The organism is Salmonirosea aquatica, assembly GCF_009296315.1.
Classification (GTDB): domain Bacteria; phylum Bacteroidota; class Bacteroidia; order Cytophagales; family Spirosomataceae; genus Salmonirosea; species Salmonirosea aquatica.
Genome location: NZ_WHLY01000001.1, coordinates 135141 through 157560, shown reverse-complemented (window position 1 = coordinate 157560; position 22420 = coordinate 135141). Strand labels below are relative to the sequence as shown.

Annotated in this window: 22 protein-coding genes and 1 pseudogene; 14 read left to right on the top strand and 9 right to left on the bottom strand. The window is 49.4% G+C overall.

What is annotated here, in order from left to right:
• Nucleotides 1-242: 242 nt before the first annotated feature.
• The 4 genes from GBK04_RS00685 to GBK04_RS00670 form a co-directional block, all read right to left on the bottom strand.
• Complete coding sequence (locus GBK04_RS00685) at nt 243-1442, bottom strand: FecR family protein (RefSeq protein ID WP_152755973.1); 1200 nt, start codon at nt 1440-1442, stop codon at nt 243-245.
• A gap of 83 nt (nt 1443-1525) precedes the next feature.
• Nucleotides 1526-2107 (bottom strand): RNA polymerase sigma factor, encoded by a 582-nt coding sequence (locus GBK04_RS00680; RefSeq protein ID WP_152755971.1) that lies wholly within the window; start codon nt 2105-2107, stop codon nt 1526-1528.
• A 276-nt stretch (nt 2108-2383) separates the two neighbouring features.
• A complete protein-coding gene (locus GBK04_RS00675; RefSeq protein ID WP_373330591.1) occupies nt 2384-2644 on the bottom strand; it encodes an IS1 family transposase in 261 nt (86 codons plus the stop codon).
• Between the two features lie 84 nt (nt 2645-2728).
• Nucleotides 2729-3118 carry an IS1-like element transposase gene (locus GBK04_RS00670; RefSeq protein ID WP_373330572.1) on the bottom strand — a complete coding sequence of 130 codons (390 nt, stop codon included), beginning with the start codon at nt 3116-3118 and terminating at the stop codon, nt 2729-2731.
• A 36-nt stretch (nt 3119-3154) separates the two neighbouring features.
• Here GBK04_RS00670 and GBK04_RS30135 point away from each other — a divergent pair, with 36 nt between their 5' ends.
• Complete coding sequence (locus tag GBK04_RS30135) at nt 3155-3883, top strand: DUF4158 domain-containing protein (protein ID WP_373330590.1); 729 nt, start codon at nt 3155-3157, stop codon at nt 3881-3883.
• On the opposite strand, the pseudogene GBK04_RS30130 reads toward GBK04_RS30135, so the two are convergent.
• A pseudogene (locus GBK04_RS30130) lies at nt 3770-4019 on the bottom strand (alcohol dehydrogenase catalytic domain-containing protein); the annotation flags it as partial. The gene GBK04_RS30135 and the pseudogene GBK04_RS30130 overlap by 114 nt on opposite strands.
• A gap of 289 nt (nt 4020-4308) precedes the next feature.
• Between GBK04_RS30130 and GBK04_RS00655 the strand changes: the two are divergent.
• The 5 genes from GBK04_RS00655 to GBK04_RS00635 all read left to right on the top strand — a co-directional run bounded on the left by GBK04_RS00655 (nt 4309) and on the right by GBK04_RS00635 (nt 8633).
• Nucleotides 4309-4464 (top strand): universal stress protein, encoded by a 156-nt coding sequence (locus GBK04_RS00655; protein ID WP_152755967.1) that lies wholly within the window; start codon nt 4309-4311, stop codon nt 4462-4464.
• Nucleotides 4465-4952: 488 nt separating this feature from the next.
• Nucleotides 4953-6974, top strand: a complete 2022-nt coding sequence (locus GBK04_RS00650; protein WP_152755965.1) for an autotransporter outer membrane beta-barrel domain-containing protein — start codon at nt 4953-4955, stop codon at nt 6972-6974.
• Nucleotides 6975-7588: 614 nt separating this feature from the next.
• On the top strand, nt 7589-7960 hold the full coding sequence (locus tag GBK04_RS00645; protein ID WP_152755963.1) for a DUF6567 family protein: 372 nt from the start codon (nt 7589-7591) through the stop codon (nt 7958-7960).
• Nucleotides 7961-7987: 27 nt separating this feature from the next.
• Nucleotides 7988-8431 carry a right-handed parallel beta-helix repeat-containing protein gene (locus tag GBK04_RS00640; RefSeq protein ID WP_152755961.1) on the top strand — a complete coding sequence of 148 codons (444 nt, stop codon included), beginning with the start codon at nt 7988-7990 and terminating at the stop codon, nt 8429-8431.
• Nucleotides 8325-8633: a NosD domain-containing protein gene (locus tag GBK04_RS00635; RefSeq protein WP_152755959.1), complete on the top strand. Its 309-nt coding sequence runs from the start codon at nt 8325-8327 to the stop codon at nt 8631-8633. Before GBK04_RS00640 ends, GBK04_RS00635 begins: the two co-directional genes overlap by 107 nt.
• A gap of 120 nt (nt 8634-8753) precedes the next feature.
• Here GBK04_RS00635 and ric read toward each other — a convergent pair whose 3' ends face one another.
• The 4 genes from ric to GBK04_RS00615 all read right to left on the bottom strand — a co-directional run bounded on the left by ric (nt 8754) and on the right by GBK04_RS00615 (nt 12930).
• The gene (gene ric / locus GBK04_RS00630) at nt 8754-9491 is read right to left on the bottom strand and encodes an iron-sulfur cluster repair di-iron protein (protein ID WP_373330571.1); all 738 of its coding nucleotides are present in this window, start codon (nt 9489-9491) and stop codon (nt 8754-8756) included.
• 3 nt (nt 9492-9494) lie between these two features.
• Nucleotides 9495-9971 (bottom strand): hypothetical protein, encoded by a 477-nt coding sequence (locus GBK04_RS00625; protein WP_152755956.1) that lies wholly within the window; start codon nt 9969-9971, stop codon nt 9495-9497.
• A 108-nt stretch (nt 9972-10079) separates the two neighbouring features.
• Nucleotides 10080-10520, bottom strand: coding sequence for an RrF2 family transcriptional regulator (locus tag GBK04_RS00620; protein WP_152755954.1), 441 nt, complete (start codon nt 10518-10520; stop codon nt 10080-10082).
• A gap of 988 nt (nt 10521-11508) precedes the next feature.
• Complete coding sequence (locus GBK04_RS00615; RefSeq protein ID WP_152755952.1) at nt 11509-12930, bottom strand: MBL fold metallo-hydrolase; 1422 nt, start codon at nt 12928-12930, stop codon at nt 11509-11511.
• Between the two features lie 641 nt (nt 12931-13571).
• On the opposite strand from GBK04_RS00615, the gene GBK04_RS00610 reads away from it, so the two are divergent.
• The 8 genes from GBK04_RS00610 (at nt 13572) to GBK04_RS00575 (ending at nt 22415) form a co-directional block, all read left to right on the top strand.
• Complete coding sequence (locus GBK04_RS00610; RefSeq protein WP_152755950.1) at nt 13572-13796, top strand: hypothetical protein; 225 nt, start codon at nt 13572-13574, stop codon at nt 13794-13796.
• Nucleotides 13765-14250, top strand: coding sequence for an acetyl-CoA hydrolase/transferase C-terminal domain-containing protein (locus tag GBK04_RS00605; RefSeq protein WP_152755948.1), 486 nt, complete (start codon nt 13765-13767; stop codon nt 14248-14250). Before GBK04_RS00610 ends, GBK04_RS00605 begins: the two co-directional genes overlap by 32 nt.
• A gap of 42 nt (nt 14251-14292) precedes the next feature.
• Complete coding sequence (locus tag GBK04_RS00600) at nt 14293-15171, top strand: hypothetical protein (protein ID WP_152755946.1); 879 nt, start codon at nt 14293-14295, stop codon at nt 15169-15171.
• A gap of 370 nt (nt 15172-15541) precedes the next feature.
• Nucleotides 15542-16345 carry an SDR family NAD(P)-dependent oxidoreductase gene (locus tag GBK04_RS00595; RefSeq protein ID WP_152755944.1) on the top strand — a complete coding sequence of 268 codons (804 nt, stop codon included), beginning with the start codon at nt 15542-15544 and terminating at the stop codon, nt 16343-16345.
• 1 nt (nt 16346) lies between these two features.
• A complete protein-coding gene (locus GBK04_RS00590; RefSeq protein ID WP_152755942.1) occupies nt 16347-17612 on the top strand; it encodes an MFS transporter in 1266 nt (421 codons plus the stop codon).
• 11 nt (nt 17613-17623) lie between these two features.
• The gene (locus tag GBK04_RS00585) at nt 17624-18496 is read left to right on the top strand and encodes a TIM barrel protein (RefSeq protein ID WP_152755940.1); all 873 of its coding nucleotides are present in this window, start codon (nt 17624-17626) and stop codon (nt 18494-18496) included.
• Between the two features lie 33 nt (nt 18497-18529).
• Nucleotides 18530-19024, top strand: a complete 495-nt coding sequence (rpiB, locus tag GBK04_RS00580) for a ribose 5-phosphate isomerase B (protein WP_152755938.1) — start codon at nt 18530-18532, stop codon at nt 19022-19024.
• A gap of 466 nt (nt 19025-19490) precedes the next feature.
• Complete coding sequence (locus GBK04_RS00575) at nt 19491-22415, top strand: SusC/RagA family TonB-linked outer membrane protein (protein ID WP_373330570.1); 2925 nt, start codon at nt 19491-19493, stop codon at nt 22413-22415.
• Nucleotides 22416-22420: the final 5 nt, after the last annotated feature.

Below are 22420 nucleotides of genomic sequence, written 5' to 3'. Positions count from 1 at the left end.
GGAAAATAACGCTTACGTATATACGTTTTTCTCTTTTGTAAAAGAATGTGCATATATTTGGATTAGTTTTGGGTTTCTGAATTGTTTTTTGGGTCACAAAGGGCAATACATTTCTGGCTCGCTATTCAGCGAATTAAGATAGAACCCGAACTTATAACCGTTTCAGCCCCCCTGAAACGGTTTTTTTAATTCAGGCCTGCCGCGTTTATGTTTGATGTTATTTCATAGGCATCAATAATTTACTACTCGGATATAATTATTTTTTTTCCTTCTTGACGAAACTTTACCCCACCTACTTCCAGGATCTTAAGAACTTTGGATAGATTGGTATTTCGTTCGATCTGCCCCACAAATTCGTATTCTTTAACCCGACCCTCATAAACCACTTCAACATCGTACCAACGTGATAGCTGACGCATAAGCTCAGGCAGGCTGATATTGTCAAATCTGAATCGCCCTTCCTTCCAGGCTATTACCGAACGGGTATCCACTTCCCGCACATTAAAGGGCTGCTGCCGGGGAGAAGCTTTTTGAGACTTGTTAAGCAACAGCGCCTGCTGCCCTGGCTTGAGTAGGAGGCCTTTATCCCGAACTCCGGAAAGGTGTACCTTGATACTCCCCTCTACTAAGGTAGTTGTGATACTTCCTTCATCGGCATAGCTGCTCACATTGAAGCGTGTTCCCAGCACTTCCACAGTTTGATTTCCGGCTAATACTATAAATGGAATACGCCTTGTTTTATGAGTTGCTTTGGCTACTTCAAAATAGATTTCACCGGTTATTTCAACTAGTCGCTCCTGGTTTGAGAATACGGTAGGGAAACGGATGGAAGAGGCGGCATTAAGCCATACGCGGGTCCCATCGGGTAACTTAACCTGATACTGACCCGCTTTGGGAGTTGTAATGGTATTGTAAGATACCGCTCCGTCAGTAGCTTGTGGGTTAAGAGAGGACCGCCCGGATTGTTCATAAATAATTTCCCCCTCTTTGGTCTTGATGATCGTTGCATTTTTTTCACGAGCGAATTCTCCATTTTTTAAGGCTTCAAGTACTATCCGCTCCCCGTTGGCCAGCGTAAGCACCGCGCGGTTATCGCCTGGAGGGACGTCTGCTCGGTGCACTGCCGATTGTGATACTGCACGATGATTTGTCTGCGTCTGCTGGAAGTACCAGTATGTACCGCCAAAGAGGGTAAATAAAACTGATGCAGCAGCTATCCATTTAGGCCAGAATTTTATTATTCTAGCCTGAGGTGATTGCTCAGATCCTGGCAAAGATTTAAAGATCGAAGCAAGATGCTTTTCCAGTGTAGCATCTTGAAGATCAGTTCGCTGAGTATTAGCCAGCGATAGGTACCAGCTTTCGAGAATGGCCTTCTCGGCGTCGGTGAGGTTTCCTTCCCGATACTTTTCTAGTAATTTTTGAGCCTGAGACACCTTCATGAGGATAAACCATCTGCTTTATATCTATAAGACGGGCGGGGAAGGCCAAGGTAGTAGATGAATATAAAAAAAAAGGAAAAAAATTATAGAAAGCGGAGGAAGAGAGCACAAATAAAGGCAATATCCAATTTTTGACGGAGAATAGAGAGAGCATTATTAATCTGTTTTTTTACAGTTTTGTCCGAAATATTCAATTCCTCGGCAATTTCTTTATAGGTAAGGTTGTCCTGTCGGCTGAGCTCAAATACTTCTCGCATCCGTGGAGGTAACAGAGATACTTCTTTTTCGATCTGTTCCCTAAGTTCCTTTTCTCTAAAATAGTGATCGGTTATATATTCTCCTTTTTCAAGAAAGCAGTCTAAAGACTGAACATATTTTTCTTCAATTTTTTTATGGGCGATAATATCAAGAATGCGATTTCTTGTGGAGGTATACAGGTAGGATGAAAGCGCTGTGCTAATATTGATATTCTCTCTTCGGGTCCAGAGTTGGGTGAAAAGCTCCTGTACTACATCTTTAGCTTCCTCTTCATCACCTAGCATACGGAAGGAGTGCCTAAACAAAATTCCCTTATAACGATGGTAGATTTCGGCAAAAGCCAAGGAGTCACCGTCGGTAATTAGGGCGGTTAGTTCCGTATCACTATACTTATGATAAATATTCATACAGAATTAAAACATAAATATATCATAATACAATGGTTATGATGTGAACTAAATATGAAGAGTGCTTAACATAGGTTTAAATAAATGGTTATTTCACACATTATCAACATAGTAACTAGGGAAATCTACTGTTACTTTTAGAGATTTTTTATCCTTACTTGTGGGTGAATAAAGTCATATACTCACTTCTGTTGTTCTGACAGATATAAATTTATGGTAGTGTAACAGAATTTATGCCGTTACTAAGCGACGTTTTTACCCAGATGTAAGCCTTCATCATCCCGTAGTGCATATCGTTTTTTTAGAGAAACAGATCGTCTTGCTAGCCGGCCGCTTCATGTACGTCCTGAAATTGAGGTTCTGCCGCTCGATTTTCTGAGTCTTCTTCTTTGCAACCGTGTGCTTGTCGGGCGGTATGTGTTTCTTGTAAGACTTCCAATCATCTGTATAATAATATCTTATGTCCAAGCGCGCCAGTTTACGCATCAGCTTCTTGCACTTAGCGTCGTCGCGCTTACCAATCTGGAAGGCGAGTATCTTGCGACTCTAACCACAGTAGCGGCCCGCCGCCCGGGCGTACCAAAGCCAAAGGTTGCCCGCCTTGCGTCTGCCCACCCACATCTACATCGCGTCGATCATCACGCTCTGATAAGTGCCCTCGAAGTCCGGCTCACCGTGGGTTTTGAACCACAGTCGCAAAACCGCAATCACGGTCATCGCATTCATTATCAGCACTCTGGCCGTGTCGCGAATGCCGCTGCAGTTCAGAGCCATCTCACAAACTTTGCGCTTGACGCGCGGGTCGGTGCCAGGATACCTATACTCAAACTGAAACTGCTTGCGGCAGTCCTTACAGTGAAAATTCTGCTGACCATTGGCCCTCCCGGCGGCCGTCGAGACGCGCACATAGCCATGAATCATGGTTGAAAAGGGGGCTTCGTTCTTAAAGGTATTTGCACGGGTAAAAGTAGCATATTCATACGCTTTTACACGTACCTTAACACCATCCATTCTCATCGCCTTTAGCGCTCGTTATCACCGAACCCGATGCCCACCCTTCGGCCGATTTTAGAAAAGGGCCACCAGCGCGAGTTCGAAACCCCGCCCAGCTTCACCTACGCCCAGCGCCGGTTCTTCTTTCAGATCACCGACGAGATTAAGCCAGTACTGGCCAGTTTGGACACCCAGGCAAACCAGGCGGGATTTCTGCTCCAGTTAGGGTACTTCCGGGCGTCCTGCCGATTCTTCTCACCAGCGACTTTTGCTCAAAAAGACTGGGAGTTCACCGCTCAGCGCGTCTCGCGCAAGGGGGCCGCCCCGCCAACGCCCGGTTATGCCGACTCAACGGCCCGGCGTCACCGGAGCCTGGTCTTGACCGTGCTCGAAGTGATGCCCTTCGCCGACGCTGTTCGGGAACGGTGCCAGCAAGAGGCCAACGAACTTGTAGCCCATGGCTTTGGCGTACTGCACCGCCAGGTGACCCAGGCCGCCTATCCCCGAGATGATCACCCATTCGCCGGCACGGGTGTCCGTTTCCTTCAGTTCCTTATAGACCGTGACCCTGGCGCAGAGAATGGGTGCCGCCTCCAGGAACGAAAGGTTATCGGGAAGATGCACAACGTAGTCCGGGTTGGCCCGTACGTACTCGGCGTAACTGCCCTGGACGGAATAATCCGTGTTCTGCTGGCTATGGCACAGCGACTCCCAGCCGCTGTGGTAATACTCACAGTGTCCGCAGGCCGAGTACAGCCAGGGTATGCCCACGCGGTTCCCTGACCTGCGTCACGCCTTCGCCGACGGCCACCACGGTGCCCACGCCTTCGTGGCCGGGAATCAGCGGCAGGGTCGGCAGGACTGGCCAATCGCCGCTGATGACATGGAGGTCGGTTTGGCAAATGCCGCAGGCGGCCACTTTCACCAGGATGCTGCCCGGTACCACTTCGGGTATGGGTACCTGCTCGATCCTGAGCGGTTGGCCGAACTGCCGGGCCACCGCGGCGTTTCATGGCTTGGCCATTGTGATGTTAAAAAATCGGCGGGATATTTCTCCTGCCCCAATCAGTTTGCCAAAATTAGCCCCCTGACCTGTCTGCCGGGGCGACACAGATCAGTTGCCAAAGTGAGCATGCTCAGCTCAAGGTTGGATGAGATGCCATTTTTTTGCAGGAATCTTTCCCTCTCAAAACCACCCTGCTTAACCCATGAAAACCACCGTAGTCGCCACCGACCTCACTTCCAATGCCAACAAAGCGGTTCACTTCGCCATGCAACTCGCCCGCGACCGGGGCGCAAAACTGGTCATTGCCCTATTGCATGGCGGTCATGTGATAGATGCCCTGGAGGATTATTGTGATTAAATCCTAACGGATCTGTTGATCGTTTCGAACAGGCAAAGAGGCTTTTTTGAAAAGCTTCACAACCCTTCAATGACAAAAAATTAATGGTGGATACCCCTGTGCCGCTTTTGGTCTACCACCAACAGTCCCTTGAATATACGCTCAAAGCGCCAATGGTGATCCTAGGATGATTGAATGGGATTATACAGGCAATAATCACAGGTTGGGCTGAGCAACATCATTCTGAAAGTAAACCCCGCTAAATACCTTTGTAACTAGGCCATTGGAATGAGCCCCTATAGAACCTTAAACATTTTCAACTATGAAAACGATGATGGAAATTCAAATAAATGTAATGGAACAACTCCGTTGGCAGCCTACTCGGTGGATTCCGCAATTGCAAATTTGAATCCAGTCATGCATTCAATAAAACGGCGATAAGGCCAGTAACAAGTCCGCTTCTGCCGCCATTTAAATCCAATTATGGATTCACTAAAACACAAACGATCATGCTGAAATTTCCCAGGATCTCCGTCACGCTGTCCGTTTTTCTACTAGTGTATTGGCTGACCCCTGCTGCTGCCCAGAACACCGTCCTGACTACCTCGGGCGCCCTACCCGGCGGTGGCACGGGGGCTAGCAACGTTGTGGTGGGGACGAACAACACTTACCCGGCGGCTGACCATGCCAACCTCAATGTATTCGTCGGCCAGCAAGCAGGCGTGGCTTCCACGACCGGCAGCCAGAACTCATTTTTAGGCTATCAGGCCGGATACAGCAACACCACCGGAAACAGCAACTCATTTGTAGGTTCCAGGGCCGGGTACAGCACTACCACGGGCAGCAACAACTCGTTTTCGGGTTACAGGGCCGGGTACAGTAATACGGAGGGCAGCGGCAACTCGTTTATAGGCTCTGAGGCCGGGTACTATACCACTACGGGTAGCGGCAACTCGTTTATCGGTACTGGGGCCGGATTCCAAAACATCAGCGGGGGACGGAACTCGTTTACAGGCTATCAGGCGGGATTCCAAAATACGGGTGGTAGCAACAACTCGTTTACAGGCTATCAGGCCGGGTACAGCAATAATGCGGGTAACGACAACTCGTTTATAGGTTCTCAGGCCGGGTACAGTAACAACAGTGGAAACAACAATTCGTTTATAGGCTCTCAGGCCGGGCTCAGCAACACCACAGGATTCAGCAACTCGTTTGTCGGTTCTAACGCCGGGTATAACAACACGGTAGGCAGCCAGAACACGTTTGTGGGCTATGAGGCCGGGCGCAACACCACTACGGGCAGCGGCAACTCGTTTATCGGTACTGGGGCCGGATTCCAAAACACCAGCGGGGGAAGCAACTTGTTTATCGGTACTCAGGCCGGATACAGCAATAGTGCGGGTGGCCAAAACTCCTTTATAGGTTATAGGGCCGGGTACAGTAACTCCTACGGAAGCGATAACTCGTTTATAGGTTTTTTTGCCGGATACAGCAATATTGCGGGTAGCGACAACTTATTTATAGGTACTCGGGCCGGGTATAGCAATAACTATGGGGGCAATAACACGTTTATAGGTTCTGGGGCCGGAGCCGACAATATTGCGGGTAGCAGCAACTCGTTTATAGGCTCTGGGGCCGGGCACAGCAATACTCACGGAGGCCAGAACTTGTTTATCGGTACTCAGGCCGGATACAACAATACGATGGGCTGGGGAAATTCGTTTACTGGCTATCAGGCTGGCTACAGCAATACTATGGGTAGAAACAACTCGTTTACAGGACCTAGGGCCGGGTTCAATATCATTACTGGAAGTGGTAATTCTTTTTTTGGTAACGAAACCGATGCTACCGGTGCTGATAAAGCGAACCTCCAACGGGCAACCGCCCTGGGAAATAAAGCCCTTGTAGGTGTGGATGACGGCCTGGTGCTGGGCGACACGGCCAATGTCAAAGTCGGTATCGGCACAGCCTACCCCAACCAGCGGCTGACCCTACGGGGCAACATGAACTTCGTAGCCTTCGACAACTCGCTGCGCCTGAAAAACCAACCCTTCCTGCACTTCAACGAACACGAGAGTCTGGCCCTTGGCCTGGGTGCAGAGATTCCCGCGGGTGCGGAGAAAACGGTGGTGCTTGGGGGGAATGAATCTTCCGTGCAAATCCCTGGAATCCTGAGTACCTACCGGCCCAACGCCGGGCAGTACTTGACGGTCGATGCGCAAGGCAAAATTATCCTGAACCAGCCGCGCGTGCAGGTAGCGAGCGTGGCCGATTGGTCGGACAAGGTTTTCGAGCCGGGCTACGCGCTGCGGCCTTTGGGCGAGGTGGCGGATTTCGTCAAAAAACACAAACACCTGCCGGGGGTACCTTCAGCGGCGGCGATGGTATCAGAAGGGATGGAAACCACGGCGTTCAACGCGAAGCTGTTGGAGAAAGTCGAAGAACTGACGCTGTACGTGGTAGAATTGGAGAAGAAAGTAGCCCAGATAGACGAATTACGCGCCAAGGTATCAGCCCTGAAAAAGAAATAGAAATAAGCAATTGTTCCAAAAACGGTTACAAGTTATAGACAAGTGTAAGGAGGAAAGTCTAGGCCGGCGCCGAGCTCAGCCTGAGGTGCGTTCCCTACGTCTACTTCGCCACCGCGAGCAACCGGCAGGCCGTCGTTGACGCCCACAGCACTTCCGTCCAGGGTTTTTTCGTGAAGCCCAGCGGATTCGATGAGATAAAGGAAACCCTTAGGGCTTGTTGGAGATTTATAATTGACTTACTTTCAGTATTTTAATACCATTGAAATACTGAATAGGCACCTTGATTTACCAAAAGTACAGACGATCCGCTTGACAATCACTGCGATTATCATTCGGCAAATTATAGGTTTGACCAAATTTAATTTCCCAACACGCTCTTAAAAATTAACCGGGTACCTTTCAACACAATAAAACCGCTGACAACAGCTTCCCATGTTCAAGAATAGGTTTTTTATAGAACCTCTCATCGCGGCCGCTTTCTATCCCGTGAGCACCAATATGCCGGAAATTTTTAAAGTACAAGTCAATAAGTGGAAAGAGCACTTTACCGGTGAACTGGGTCAATTGTTGAAATTTAAGTTTCTATACATTTATAATAATAAAGAATTATTACAATGAAAACGATCGGCATTTATACCGTGTTGTTATTTCTCGCGGCACTTCTTACTTCATGTGGCATCAGTGCCGCTCTTGTTACCAACCACAATCAAAATGCCACTGAGGTACACTTAAGTGGGAACAATTTCAAAGTAGTCGATCAGGTAAGCGGAAGCTCCGAGGTGACTTACGTATTGGCAATTGGAGGTATGAACAAAAGGCAATTGTACGAAAATGCGTACTCAACGATGATGAAGAAAGCCAACTTGCTGAATGGTTCCAAAGCCATAGTCAACGTGATGACAGAAGAACACGTCAGCGGTTTTGCCCCTTTCTTTGTCAGAAGAACCATAACTGTGAGTGCACATGTAGTTGAATTTACAAGGTAAGTTTAAAGAAATGAGTACGACCTCGTGTTGGACAAGCCCCTGACGCTCATTGGTGAGCCGAATAGCGTGATAGACGGGCAATCGAGGGGCGAGATTCTGCGAATTGTCTCGAATCAATTGCTGGTGCAGGGGCTGACGTTCCAAAACGTGGGCATTACGAGCCTGGAGGAATGGTCGGGGATTAAGGTCAAGGAGGTTTCGCACAATATTATACGCGGGAATCATTTTCAGAACGCCTTTTTTGCCCTCTACCTTTCCAATTCCAACCACGTGCAAGTGCTCGACAACACGCTGGGCGGCGTGGCGCACCGGGGCCGGCTCCGGCAACGGCATCCACGCCTGGCAGTGCGACGGCCTGCACTTCATGTTCTCGCACGCCGACGATTACCTGGACAACACCTTCCGCCGCAACGGGGCCGGGGTGGCGGTGATGTATTTCAAATATGTCAGGATGCACAACAATATTTTTGAAGAAAACTGGGGCAGTGCTGCTTCCGGTCTGCTGCTGAAAGACATCAGCGGAGGCTCGATCATAAACAATATTTTAGAAAAAACACCGTGGGTGTACTCATGGAGGGCGCGGGGGACGTTCCTGGGTTTGTCGGTAATGACGCTATGGGCAGCCCTGCCGCTGTTGGCAGCCGTTCGGCATTTCTGGCGCAAGGATTTGTAACAAAGTAATTTTCCTGCTTGAAGTAGAGTACCGTAGTTAAAAAAACGCTGTCAGGTTTGTCTCCCTGACAGCGTTTTGCCTGTTTTATGTTGAAAGTAAGGACCGGGGTTGGCAATCCGTTCAAACTACCTGCGAAGCAGTCAATTCTTTTTCCAGCGCGATGGCTCCGGGAAAAAGGATATTGTTTTCCAGGTGGATATGTTTGTGCAAATCCTCCTCGAACTCCTGCAAAAGGTTGTACGCCACGCGATAAGTCGTGCATCCGTCTGCGGGAACGGTGTAGCGGTCGCTCAGTTCGGCGATTTTAGCAAAACGGTCTCCTTCGTCGATGTGCTCGTGCATCATCATCGCAATCGGATTCTGTACCGTGCCGTAGATGGGGGTAGCCACTTCCTGGTTTTCGCGTTGCGCTTTTGCCATTTTTTTTACAAAAGGAAACAGCATCAACTCCTCTTTCTTCATGTGGGTGGTCAGTTCGCCCACCGACTGAGCGAACAGTTCCCGGATTTCCAGTAACTCGGGGTGGCGTCCGCCGTGGACGACGCAGAGTTTATCGAGGTAGGCCGACAGTTCGGGCATTTGGGCTGTCACGTAGCCGTGGTGCCGGGTTTCGATGTATTCGGCCAGTCGGTCGAGGGGCCAGGCGGCATAATCGAGTTCGGGCGCGGCGTCAGCTTCCAGAATTGCGTTGATTTCGTCCGTAATTTGGTCGGCGTCCAACCGGGCCGCCGCGCAGGCTTCGGTCAGCGGAATGTTGCCTTTGCAGCAGAAGTCGATGTTGTGTTGGTGGAAAACGGATGCAGTGCGCCAGTTTTTAGCTACGATGGATCCTATGGTTCTTTCTTTCAAAGTTGTCATGATTCAAACGGTTTGTTTTGCATGTGGGGTTGATAATTCAAATTCAGGAATGGGTTTATGGAATAGTCCGACGCCGAAAACAAGCAGACAGGTAACCTTGGCCACTTCGGCTGCGACGTAATAAAAATGCAGAAATGAATCGGGTACCACCGCGCCCCGTATGTGCAGTTCCGCACGGGTATCGAGGGCGGGCAGCAGCCAGAGCGTCTGGATCAAAAGAATCAGTAGCGGCAGGATGAACGTGAGGTTTGATTTCAAGGTAAAATTGCCTCTACAGAATAGAGAGAAGGTAATCATCAGGGCAAAAACCCACTCCACCTTATTGAGAGCGGCAAAGACCAGTCTCCCGATGCCCAGCCCCAGGGCAAGCGTAATGTCGGGAGCTTGGAATTTGAGCGGTGCTTCGAGAAAACTGATAGCCACGACAAAACCAATCCAGAGGAAGGTACAGACGACGACAATGGGGGATTTAATGTTCATTCAGTTAACGGTTGCCCTGCGACTACGCTCAGAGTGGCAGAAGGTGTTTCAGGATTGAATTTTTAAGTATATAAATACCTTTTTATCTTTTATTTATTCAAAATTATACTACTGCCTCTCCTTGATATAGCTTAACCCTAGGTTCAACTCTTCGTTGAAGTGCGTGATGGTAGTGGAATGAAGCATTACCGACAACCGATCACGGATTTGAGCAAATTCAGCATGAACCGGACATGGTTTGATAGCGGAACATTCTTGCAAACCCAGCCCGCAGCCCGTGAAAAGGCGATCTCCGTCCACGGCGCTCACAATATCCGCCAGGGTGTTATTACGCGTTTCGGCATCGGTGTAAAAGCCTCCTGTCGGTCCCTTTGCCGACTGGATGAGGCCGCGCTTGCTGAGGTCCTGCAGAATTTTGGCAATGAACGGCTCGGGCGAATCGATGCCAGCGGCTATCTCCCTGATGCCCACTTTCCGGCCATGTTCCGATTTTTGGGCAATGAAGAAAACTGCCCGCAGGGCATACTCACAAGTTTTGGAAAAAAACATATTATTGGATTGATTGAGACAAAGGTAAGGCAGGTTTTCCAAGTATAAAAGAGTTTTTGGTATTTTATTCTTGGGAACAGAAATCCATGTCGCCAAAAACCGTCTCTTCATGATGAATTGCCTGTTACAGGCATAACCACCCGGTGTGGGGGAGCATCAGAAAGTGTGACGTCATCAAAACCTTTTTCGGCGTTTGCTCCGGTACGAATTCGGACCTCTGATCGGAAGCCGATCGCGCGTGGTCGGCCACGCGTTGAGATAAAATAAAACCCGCCCCCTACCTGAACAAGTTAAGAACCACCTGGGCTTGCTAGCGGGAAATTGGCAGACTAAAACCGATTCTCCTTAAAAGAGACTCACGCGCTTTTTCAATGACAAAATGACCCAACACTGGTTATTGAAATGGCTAGTTGTCCTGATGGTTGAAAACTTCAGACGATGGGACGATCGCTCCCGAAGCCCACACAAGACTCGTGATGGCACAAGCTGGCTGCTGGGGGCTGTCAGATCCAACTGTTGATGCTGCGCCTTGTGTACCAGGGCGGTGATGCTCATTAAACCTAAGACCTAAAGTACTCGGAGGAGGCTTCTCCTTTTGGTCGGAATGTCCAGTAAGACGATGAAAAAGAGCATAAATATCAGCATCATGAAGAAAAGGAATCGATGAAACCGTAATTTAACCCCACCTTCGTAACTCCCTAATCTCATAATGCGGTCCCCCTGGTAATTAGATCGCACAGCCCCAATATTATTAATGGCAAGGCAACAGCCTGGCTTTGGATTTGAAAAGTGTGCAGCATAATAGCACATATTAGTTTAGCTGCACACTTTTTCCGTGACTCACATCACTAGCCAAGCAAGCTATTGTAATTAACTGAAATCCGCTCGTGCACGAAAATACGCTGGGAATACTTCACTATTTCACGAATCTCCCAATGATCTGGCGGATGCAGTGACACAGAAATCGTTTTATAAGTGATATGATATCTCACAGCATAGTGGTGGGACACACATAGTCACTAACTGGCAGAATGCCTTCGTCTTTAATGGCTTTGAAGCCTCCGCGCACATCAATCAGGTTGTGATACCCACGGGCTCTCAGCACCGAAATGAAAATCATGGAGCGATAGCCGCTGGCACAATGCACGAGGTAGTTTTTGTGCTTGTCTATCTCCGCAAGATGTTCGTTTATATAATCCAGCGGGATATTTTCTGCACTGATGACGTGTTCGGAGTCGAACTCGGAGGCTTTCCGGACGTCCAGTATGCTCAGTGACGGATCCTGCTTAAGTTGATCAGGTATTTCTGAGGCGGCAATGGAATCAATGTGATCTATTTCCTTTCCTGCCCTTTGCCAGGCCTCAAAGCCGCCTGCCAGGTATCCGATCGTGTAGTCGTATCCTACTCGCGCCAGTCTGGTGATTACCTCTTCTTCCCGACCGGGATCGGCAATCAGAAGTATTGTCTGTTTGATGTCCGGAATCATTGTGCCGACCCAGGGAGCAAAACTTCCGTCAATGCCAATGTTAATCGAGTTAGGAATGAAGCCATCAGCAAAATTTTGTGCATCGCGCGTATCGAGCACCAACGCGCCGGTTTCGTTCGCGGCAGCCTCAAAGGCATCGGGACTGAACCCCTGGCCACCGCGTTCGAGAACTGTATCGATGCTATCGTAGCCTTTGATATTCATCATGACATTTTCGGGAAAATAGGCCGGTGGAGCTGTCAGGCCTGATAGTACCTCCTGCATGAATTCTTCTTTGGTCATATCCGGGCGTAACGCGTAGTTGAATCGCTTTTGATTGCCCAAAGTATCGGTAGTTTCCTTACTCATATTCTTGCCGCACGCGCTGCCAGCGCCATGTGCCGGATACACCACAAGGTGGTCAGGCAAAGGCATGATTTTCTCCCTGAGCGAGTCATATAAGTGGGCTGCAAGCTTCTCCTGGGTCAGGTCAGCGGAAACTTTTTGTGCGAGATCGGGGCGGCCTACGTCGTTGATAAAAAGGGTGTCACCAGTGAAAATCGCCGCATCATTCCCTTCCTCGTTCGTAAGCAAATAACAGCTACTCTCCATGGTGTGTCCCGGCGTGTGCAACACGGTGAAAGTAATACCACCTACCCGCAGAACTTCACCATCGTGTGCCACCAGCGCCTCAAAACCCGGTTTTGCCGTAGGACCATACACAATCGTTGCGCCGGTTTTCTTAGCCAGGTCGATGTGTCCTGAGACAAAATCGGCATGGAAGTGAGTTTCTAACACGTACTTAATTTTTGCGCCATCTTTTTCGGCTCTTTCTATGTAGGGGGTAACTTCACGAAGCGGGTCGATCACCACCGCCTCTCCGTTGCTTTCGATATAGTACGCCCCTTGCGCAAGGCACCCGGTATAAATCTGTTCAATTTTCATTTTTTTTGTCTGATAGGTTTACAATAAAAGGACAGTGCAAATTTGCATATCACCCATATTCCGATCAGTGACATTTATCACCTACCAGCCTGTATTTGACAATATTTTATCTTCCGGAAAAAAGAACATTGCCTGATTGAACATGGTAATCAATAGGCAGAAGTACCTCTCGGCCGCCGGCCCGGGGTGAAAAATTACGGCGGCATCCTTCGCATTTACTATGATAGGTTAAAATTAGAAAAGCGTACAGGTCCAGCGACAAATTGGAGGTGACAATTGTCATGAAAGGCGAAAGCGGTCGTCATAAGATCAGCCCAATAGCATGGCTACTTTTGACAGCCGATATGGCTAATTGTCAGGCTGATCGAGTATTCACGATTACACACGCAACTGGCTTAGGAAGGTCCCAAATAATGAACTGTTTTCCTTAGACGCTCAACTCATGTCTATTACGCCAGAACTGTCCTGACAATCACGCCAATGCTGTTGGAAATTCAGAACATCCATCGAACTCTCTTTCATTCGCCGGATACGATTCATTTAATTTCTTCGACATGCCAATTTCTGACAGAATACTTCATGATTCTTTAAAAGACCGAGTTATTTCGGCCGACAAAGCCGCATCATTATTCCACGACGGAATGGTTGTCGCATCCAGCGGTTTTACAAGAGCGGGTGTTAGCAAGGTCGTCGGCGCACTTGCCAGTCGTGCAACACTGGAACCCTTTGAGATGACACTGCTCACCGGTGCTTCCCTGAGCCAGGGCACCGTCGGTACCCTGGCTCAGGGAAGCACCGGTGGCACTGAGGGTACCCTTTCAGACAGACCGATTCATGCCTACGACATCTGTGGGCAATATTCCTAAATTCGCCCAGCTGGCTGACAAAATCATTATCGAGATCAATACGGCGGTTCCCCTTTCGCTCGCCGGATCACATGATATTTTCCTCACGGGTAATTACCCGAACCACGCCATCATCCCAATCACCGCACCGGGTAAACCTGTCGGAAAAAACAATGCCATTTCCAGGATTGTGCCCATGGTTTCGCACGTGGACCATACCGAGCATGATGTGGATATCATCGTCACTGAGCAGGACCTGGCCGACCACAGGGGGCTTGCCCCACGCCAGAGAGCGAAGGTGATTATTGAAAACTGTGTCCACCCGGAGTATCAGTACCCTATGCAGAAATACTTCACAGATGCCTGCAAAAGTGGAGGGCATACGCCACAAGTACCGAAGGAGGCCCTGAGCTGGCATGAACGGTTTCGGCAATACGGAACGATGCCACGCCGCCAGGTACTTGCACGAATATGACTCAGACTGTCAGCTAAAAAAATAACCAAATCAATTAAATCCATGAAAACGACTTATTTATTCAAATGGCCCCTATGGATAGGTTTGTGTCTTGGGGTTATTGCCTGCATCGATCATCAGTCACCCGAACCAAAGAAGATGCGTGTGAAAAGTCTGGTCAGGATTCTGCCCGAAGAACCCGGGGTAAGGCATGTCAGCCTGCTTACATACGACAGTCAGGGAAAATTGAATGAAATTTTTACCTACCAGACACCCGACAGCGCTGCTAACCAGACTGAAACGAGCACCTATCAGTACGATAACCTGGACCGTCTATCCGAGATGTTGCGTATCCGGAGTGGAGGAGAAAAAGAACATTACCTGTATAGTTATGATCCGGCGGGAAAACTGGCTGCCATCAAGTATACCAGCGCTGACCATACTTTCTATGACTTTCTGCTGGCATACGATGGCAATGGAAAGCTTTTGTCCACCAAAAGGTCTTTCAATTTCTTTAGTGCCCTTTCCTACGTAAAACTCAATACCTATTCATTTAATGAAAATAATCTGAGTAGGGTGGTTGCCACTACCACGATAAAACGGGTGGTTCCCGGTACGTGGACCGAAACTGCTGATTTTGTTTTTGACAGCCACCCCAATCCTTTCTACGGTAATGTGCTGATTCCGGCACCAGTGAGAATTGCCTCGCCTACAACGGGTAACTTCGGGCACTATACCTATTACGGAGGAATTGACAATGTACTTCATTTAAGCGAAAACAATGTGGTGTCGTCCAGTGTGGATGGGCGCTCAAAAACAACTTTCAACTATACCTATGAAAGTTCGGGACTGCCAGCCAGCCGTGAAACCCTTGCCAGTTTCACTATCGAAGGACCTGCCCAGCTTACTGAAACCCTTTTGTATGAATATGAAGCATACTAGAAAATCCGGGATTGGCCTGGAAATAGTCACAATCCGGCTGGGCGAGCAACTAACAAGGTACTACGCAAATTCATAGAAGAAGTGCTGAAAGTGAAGCATTACCACCTGATAGAAAATGCCCCTCAGCAATGAATGCAAAGGGCATTCAGGTCCTTGACCCATTGCTTTTGCCTTAGGATAAACCCAGCATTTTTTCAAAGCCTGGCAGCTATTTAAACTATAAACTTTATAACCGAAGTACCGTATCCACATTAACTAGTGTAAAAAATTGCTAAAATACTTTAAGTTTTGGATAAATGTGCCAAACCCAGGTGGTCGTATGTGAATTACCTTTGCTCCTGACAGTGTATTGTATTTTTCTTATGAAAACATGTCTTTACAGTTGTTTGACCTGGCCGGTAAAACGGCTCTCATTACCGGAGCGAGTCAAGGGATTGGACTAGCGCTGAGCCGGGGGCTGGGGCTTGCCGGAGCGCGGGTAATTCTGAGTGCCCGTCGGCCGGACACCCTTCATGCAGCCGTTCAGAAATTACTCAGCGAGGGAGTAGACGCACATGGATATGCATTTGACGTCACGAATGAGGCCGAAGTCTTGGATGCCGTAGCAAGTATTGAAGCCACACACGGGCCATTGGACATTTTGATTAATAATGCGGGGATCATTAGACGTAATCCGGCTGAAAACCTGACACTTTCGGATTGGGATGCAGTAATCCTAACAAATCTGACTGCTCCTTTCATGGTGGCTCAGGCCGTTGGGCGGCAGATGATCGGCCGGCGCGGCGGAAAGATCATCAATATTTGCTCCCTCATGAGTGAGCTGGGACGTGATACGGTGGTGGCTTACTCGGCTGCAAAAGGCGGACTGAAAATGCTGACGCGAAATCTGGCAACCGAGTGGGCAGGGTATAATATTCAAGTCAACGGGCTTGCCCCGGGGTATATAGCTACCCCTATCAACGCCGATTACCGTACGCCCGATAATCCTTTGAACGACTACATCCTCAGTCGTACGCCCGCCGGTCGCTGGGGTGCGCCTGCCGATCTCGTGGGGACAACAATCTTTCTGGCTTCTGCCGCGTCGGATTTTGTCAACGGACAATTGATTTATGTGGATGGCGGTTTGGTTACTACTTTCGGAAAACCCTTTAATACGGTAAAACCAAAAGATTAATTTGAAGCCGCTGAACAATTATCGCTGGTGGGTTTGCGCGCTGATTGCAACAGCCACGGCGATTAATTATCTTGACAGGCAAAATCTGCCAATTGCAATCGGAGAAATCCGGAAAACCATTGAAATCAGTGATTTTGAATACGGACTGATCAACAGTTTGTTTCTTTTCGCCTATGGTACCATGTACGCCGTAGGCGGAAGAACCATTGATTTGCTGGGTTCCAAAATGGGCTACGCGGTGATGATTCTGTGGTGGTCAGCCGCCAATATCATCCATGGGCTGGTTTCCAGTGTCACCGGACTTGGGCTGGCTCGCTTTCTGCTGGGCCTGGGGGAGGGGGGCGGTTTTCCGGCCTCGGCGAAGGTGGTTTCTGAATGGTTTCCGCAGCGGGAACGCTCAATTGCTTTTGGGATTTTCAATGCGGGTTCGAGTCTGGGGGCTGTAATGGCCCCTCCCCTGCTTGCCGCGATAATTTCGCTGGCGAACTGGCGCTGGACCTTTATCCTATCGGGCTTGCTGGGTTTGGGTTGGGTGGTGCTTTGGTACAGAATGTACAGTCTGCCCTCAAATAGTCGGTATTCCTCTTCGGCTGAAAAGGACTACATCAATAACGGTCAAAGTTCCGCGGGGGTAGGAAAACCCCAACCCTCCTGGCTTAGCTACTTCAATAATCGGGATGTCTGGACGGTCATACTAGTTAAGATTTTTCCCGATTCGGCCTGGTACTTTTTCATTTTTTGGCTACCCAAATATCTTAATGACGTACGGGGCTTGGACATTGTGAGCATCGGGCTTTATGCCTGGATTCCCTATGCTTTTGCGGGAATAGGTAGTTTACTGGGTGGCTGGCTAAGCAGTTTTCTGCTACAAAGAAACGTTTCGCTGGCCGTTTCCCGCAAAATCCCGCTGGGGTTGGCCGCGGCTCTATTGCCTGCTTCGCTGCTGATCACAAGCGTGTCATTACCTTGGGCCATTGTGTTTTTCAGTATGGCCATGCTGGGTCACCAGCTGTATTCTACCATCGCCCAAACCTTGGTAACCGACCTTTTCCCCTCACAAGCAGTGGGCACTGTCACAGGACTGATGGGCTGCCTCGTGACCTACGGGGCCATGTTGTTCAGTGTACTGATCGGGCACGTCATCGGTGAGTCTGGTTATGGACCCGCTTTTATAATTGCGGGTATGCTGCATCCTTTGGGCTTTATCCTGGTGCTTTTGCTGCTTAAGAAAGACAAATTTGTTCGAAATGATCTTGCTACTATTTAATCCTGAATGCGATGAAATTATCAATTGCCATTGCCGACACCCACGCGCGGCCTTCTGCCTTTGTCGTGTACCGCGGTTTCGAACTGTGCATACCCAAGGCTGCAACCCTGGGCTTTAAAGGCGTGGAGCTGGCACTGAAGCGGGCCGAAGAAATTGATCCCCTACGCATGCAAACCCTCCTGGAGGAGCACCAGATGGAAATTTCATGCATCTCCACGGGGCAGGTATACGCCGACGACGGACTGATGTTTACCGACCCAAGGATCGAAAAAAGGCAACAGGTACGGAAAGTTTTCAAGGAATTGATTGACTTGGCGGAAAATTTCGGAGGGCTGGTCAATATTGGCCGGGTACGCGGGCAAATCGGGGAAGCCCCACGGGCCGAAGCAGAGAACCTGTTCATTGAAATGGCCCAGGAACTGTGTGACTATGCGGCCCCCCGGCAGGTGACGCTGATTCTGGAACCCGTCAACCGCTACGAGATTGATTTTGTGAACAATGTGGAAGAAGGTGTTGGGCTAATGCAAAAAGTGAATCGGTTCAATATGATGCTCATGCCCGATGTTTTTCACATGAACATTGAGGACCGTGCAATCGGTCCTGAACTTGCCCGACATATTGACCATGTCAGGTACATCCATCTGGCAGACTCCAATCGCCTGGCACCAGGTCAGGGACACCTGGATTTCCCGGCTATCTTCGAGGCGCTGCTGGAAGCAGAATACGACGGTTGGGTATCGGCCGAAATACTGCCCCTACCAGATCCCGATCAGGCAGCCCGACAAACCGCTGAGTACCTCCTGCCGTTGATTGACACCTTCAACCGAAAATCCAGCGAAAGATGGGTAGACAGCCCCATGGCCAAACCCTTGGGATACCGCTAATTCTTACGACATGTTTAAAAATTGATTTCACCTATGGAAAAACCAAAAATCTACCTGGGCTGCGATCACGGAGGCTACACCCTGAAAGCCCTGCTGATCGACTACCTCATTGGGCAGGATTACGAGGTTCAGGATTTCGGATGCCATTCAGAAGACATTGTAAGATATCCGTACTACGCCGAAAAGGTGGTAAAAGCCGTACGATCCGTACCGAGTGCTCGCGGAGTTCTACTTTGTACCACGGGTATTGGCATGAGTATTTTTGCGAATAAATTCAAGGGCATCAGGGCTGCTTTGTGTACCACATCCTATCAGGCAAGAATGACCGCCGCCCACAATAACTCCAATATATTATGCTTCGGCGGCCGTTGTATCGGACTGTATGAGGCGCAAGACATGCTGCATACCTGGCTGACAACCCCATACGAGGGAGGCCGCCACGACATCTCACTGGGCCTGATTCAGTCGGCCGAAGACATAAACTTTTCAGCAAAGGAATGGGAGGGAATGGGAAGCCATGAACCCTAAAGCTGCCGGCAATTTCTGGATATAGTCACGGAATGCCTATCCCTTTGTCATGTCCATACTCTTGGCGCATTTTCTTTTGGGTAAAGCTTTTGGCTACATCCTGATTTAACGACCAACCCATAGCGCATTTCAATCAAACTGTAGTCAATCGCTTTTTTTGGGTTTATATTAACATAGTATCATGAAATCAAGCTATCTTTTTGCTAGAATACTTTAATTATTGGCTAATTCACTTCACTTCGCCCAATTCTTCAAAAAGTACCTTTGCACTTGTCATCTAGGTTAAAGTCAAAAATATTTAGTTTAAGTACAAGTATTTTTAAGCTTAGTTTTAGGTGGCGGATCACTAATCCTAACTACTCTAAACAAATGCATTGGTATGAAAAACTACCCGGTATCAGCAAACAGAGCACTATTTGGAGGTCTGCTACTTGCGGCATGCATCCTCCTTCTGGGCTTTCGAGCGTTGGCGTCACCAAGGTCTGCCATAAGCAATTTTTATTCGTCCGCAGTAGAGGTTTCGGGCCAGGTGCTTGGGGAAGACAGCACCGGGATTCCGGGCGTGAGCGTAAAGGAGCGCGGCACAACAAACGGAACCATCACAAATGCCGAAGGGGAATTCAGCCTTGCGGTCACTAACGAGGCAAGTGTACTTGTGTTCAGCTTTCTCGGGTATGTTTCCCAGGAGAAAGTCGTTGGCAGCAGCACCCGCCTGCAAATAAGCCTGCAGCCGGATATAAAGGCATTGTTAGAGGTAGTTGTGGTGGGGTACGGTACCCAGCGTAAGAGTGACGTGACAGGAGCAATATCAAAAATTTCGGCTGACAAGGTGAAAGCTGTTCCGGTAGTTTCTACCGAACAGGTATTACAGGGCCAGGCGGCCGGAGTTGACGTGGTAGCGGCGGGCAACGCGCCGGGGTCGGGCATGACCGTGCGGGTGCGCGGACAACGATCGATTCAGGCGGGAAATGATCCTCTCTACGTGGTGGACGGCATTCCGTTTGATGGGGGATTGAATCAAATAAGCCCCAATGACATTCAGTCGATAGAAGTATTAAAAGATGCCTCTTCGGCCGCTATTTATGGTTCCAGGGCAGCCAACGGGGTGGTTCTAATTACAACCAAGCGAGGCAGCGCCGGCAAAACCACCGTCAGCATAGACTCCTACTACGGGGTGCAGAACATCCTCAACCAGGTGAACGTACTTAACGCGGATGATTTCGTGAATTTCAGAAAAACCGCCCAGAACCGTACTGATTTGAATACGATTCTGGCACCTGAGGAAATTGCCAACTTTGAGAATGGTCGGTCGGTGAACTGGCAGGATCTGTTGCTGTCAATGAATGCCCCGCAGCAGAATCACCAGATCAGCCTATCCGGGGGGAGTGAAAAAACCAGGTTCCTGGTTTCCTTCAACTACCTTCAGCAGAAGGGGATCATTGCTCCCTCTGACTTTTCCAGGGGGTCGCTCCGGATCAACCTTGACCACGAAATCAACAAGCGGATCAGGATGGGGGTGTCATCGTTGCTGACCCGGAACCTCACCAATCGCGTGGACGTGGGCAATGCGCTCATAGCCGCCTCGCAGATCAGTCCTTTGGGGGATGTGCGCGATGAGCAGGGGAACCTGCTGCTGTACCCTACCCAGAGTGAGCAACTGGTGGTCAATCCCCTGACGGATATTGCCAACAACATCAACAAAACCTGGGAAAACCGCATATTCGCGAGTTTGTACGCCGAACTTACGCTGGGCAAAGGTTTTACATATCGCTTTAACTTTGGCCCCGATTTATCGTTTGAGAACAACGGTGTGTACATCGGATCGGAAACAAACGCCAAAAAAGGCGCTCTGGACGAAGGGCAGAGCAACCGGGCCGATTCGTACTCCTACACACTTGAGAACATCCTGCGTTATACCAAAGCTATTGCTGAAACACATAAGCTGGATGTGACGCTGGTACACAGTATTCAAAACCGCAAATACACCTATACCCGCGTTAGCGCACAGGGGTTCCCCACCGACCAGGTAGAATGGCAGAAGTTGTCCAGTGGAACCATAAAAGGATTCGACACGGGCTTTGAGGACTGGAGGCTACTTTCTTACATGGCTCGGGCAAACTATGGATTCCGGGACAAATACCTGTTCACACTTGCCGCACGCCTGGATGGATCCTCCCGCTTTGGCGATCGGAACAAATTCGGTTTCTTCCCCTCGGCGGCCTTTGCCTGGCGTCTCATTGAGGAAAGTTGGATGCCTTCTGCTTCCTGGCTGTCGGATTTGAAAATGCGTGTAAGCTACGGTACCGTAGGCAACACGGCCATTTCGCCCTACCAGACGATCGGGGCACTTACGCGCTCCTCGTACCTTTTTGGTTCTAATCCCGCCCAGGGATTCGGGCCGGGCAGTCTGCCAAGCCCTGACCTGAAATGGGAGACAACCCGGCAATTCAACGCGGGGCTGGATTTTGGCTTGGTGAACAACCGGCTTTCGGGGGCACTGGAATATTACCGTACCAGTACTGACGACCTACTCCTGAGCCAATCGCTGCCCCCGACCTCGGGCTACTCTACCATTATTTCCAACATAGGCGCTACCCGGAACCAAGGCATTGAACTGACTCTGCAAACGGTAAACCTGGATTTGACTTCGGGCTTTAAGTGGGTTAGTGATCTCAATTTTTCGGCAAACCGGAACGAAATCGTCCGGCTATTGGGCGATAATAAAAACGACATTGGCAACCGCTGGTTCATCGGACAGCCCATTCAAGTGTACTTTGATACACGCTACCAGGGTATCTGGCAGCAGGAGCAGGCCGAAGAAGCCAAAAGCTATGGCCGTACCGTGGGACAAATCAGGGTGGAGGACCTCAACGCTGATGGCCGCATCAATGCCGACGATCGCACTATTCTGGGGTCTCCGTTTCCGAAATGGACGGGTGGCATGACCAATACGTTCAGCTATAAGGGATGGAACTTCTCATTCTTTGTCTATACCCGTCAAAACTTCCTGATTAACAGTGCCATTTACGCCGGCAATCTGGGAGAGCTCAATTCCCGCTTTAACATTCCCCAGTTCATCGACTACTGGACGCCCGAGAACACCGGAGCCCGCTATCCCAAACCACTGCCCATTGGAAACAATAACCCCGATCTAAACGCCTTAGGCTACGTGGACGGCTCTTACGTACGGCTCAGGACGGTAACGCTTTCGCATGATTTCGGCAAGACGCTTATCAGCAGACTGGGCATGCAGTCACTTCGGGTGTACGCTACGCTCAACAATCCGCTTAATTTCACCAGCTTCAAAGGGTGGGATACCGAAGCAGGCTCGTCGGTAAACTCCTACCCGTCGACCAAACTGGCTTTGCTGGGAGTGAACATTACCTTGTAAAATAA

What these genes read in the sequence shown, in the direction of transcription:
- GBK04_RS00625 (WP_152755956.1), bottom strand. Translation starts at nt 9,971, where the DNA reads ATGAACATTAAATCCCCCATTGTCGTCGTCTGTACCTTCCTCTGGATT.
- GBK04_RS00670 (WP_373330572.1), bottom strand. Translation starts at nt 3,118, where the DNA reads ATGGATGGTGTTAAGGTACGTGTAAAAGCGTATGAATATGCTACTTTT.
- GBK04_RS00615 (WP_152755952.1), bottom strand. Translation starts at nt 12,930, where the DNA reads ATGAAAATTGAACAGATTTATACCGGGTGCCTTGCGCAAGGGGCGTAC.
- GBK04_RS30135 (WP_373330590.1), top strand. Translation starts at nt 3,155, where the DNA reads ATGCCCACCCTTCGGCCGATTTTAGAAAAGGGCCACCAGCGCGAGTTC.
- GBK04_RS00600 (WP_152755946.1), top strand. Translation starts at nt 14,293, where the DNA reads ATGAAAACGACTTATTTATTCAAATGGCCCCTATGGATAGGTTTGTGT.
- GBK04_RS00645 (WP_152755963.1), top strand. Translation starts at nt 7,589, where the DNA reads ATGAAAACGATCGGCATTTATACCGTGTTGTTATTTCTCGCGGCACTT.
- GBK04_RS00685 (WP_152755973.1), bottom strand. Translation starts at nt 1,442, where the DNA reads ATGAAGGTGTCTCAGGCTCAAAAATTACTAGAAAAGTATCGGGAAGGA.
- GBK04_RS00655 (WP_152755967.1), top strand. Translation starts at nt 4,309, where the DNA reads ATGAAAACCACCGTAGTCGCCACCGACCTCACTTCCAATGCCAACAAA.
- GBK04_RS00610 (WP_152755950.1), top strand. Translation starts at nt 13,572, where the DNA reads ATGGTTGTCGCATCCAGCGGTTTTACAAGAGCGGGTGTTAGCAAGGTC.
- GBK04_RS00585 (WP_152755940.1), top strand. Translation starts at nt 17,624, where the DNA reads ATGAAATTATCAATTGCCATTGCCGACACCCACGCGCGGCCTTCTGCC.
- GBK04_RS00635 (WP_152755959.1), top strand. Translation starts at nt 8,325, where the DNA reads ATGTTCTCGCACGCCGACGATTACCTGGACAACACCTTCCGCCGCAAC.
- ric (WP_373330571.1), bottom strand. Translation starts at nt 9,491, where the DNA reads ATGACAACTTTGAAAGAAAGAACCATAGGATCCATCGTAGCTAAAAAC.
- GBK04_RS00605 (WP_152755948.1), top strand. Translation starts at nt 13,765, where the DNA reads ATGCCTACGACATCTGTGGGCAATATTCCTAAATTCGCCCAGCTGGCT.
- GBK04_RS00620 (WP_152755954.1), bottom strand. Translation starts at nt 10,520, where the DNA reads ATGTTTTTTTCCAAAACTTGTGAGTATGCCCTGCGGGCAGTTTTCTTC.
- rpiB (WP_152755938.1), top strand. Translation starts at nt 18,530, where the DNA reads ATGGAAAAACCAAAAATCTACCTGGGCTGCGATCACGGAGGCTACACC.
- GBK04_RS00595 (WP_152755944.1), top strand. Translation starts at nt 15,542, where the DNA reads ATGTCTTTACAGTTGTTTGACCTGGCCGGTAAAACGGCTCTCATTACC.
- GBK04_RS00650 (WP_152755965.1), top strand. Translation starts at nt 4,953, where the DNA reads ATGCTGAAATTTCCCAGGATCTCCGTCACGCTGTCCGTTTTTCTACTA.
- GBK04_RS00680 (WP_152755971.1), bottom strand. Translation starts at nt 2,107, where the DNA reads ATGAATATTTATCATAAGTATAGTGATACGGAACTAACCGCCCTAATT.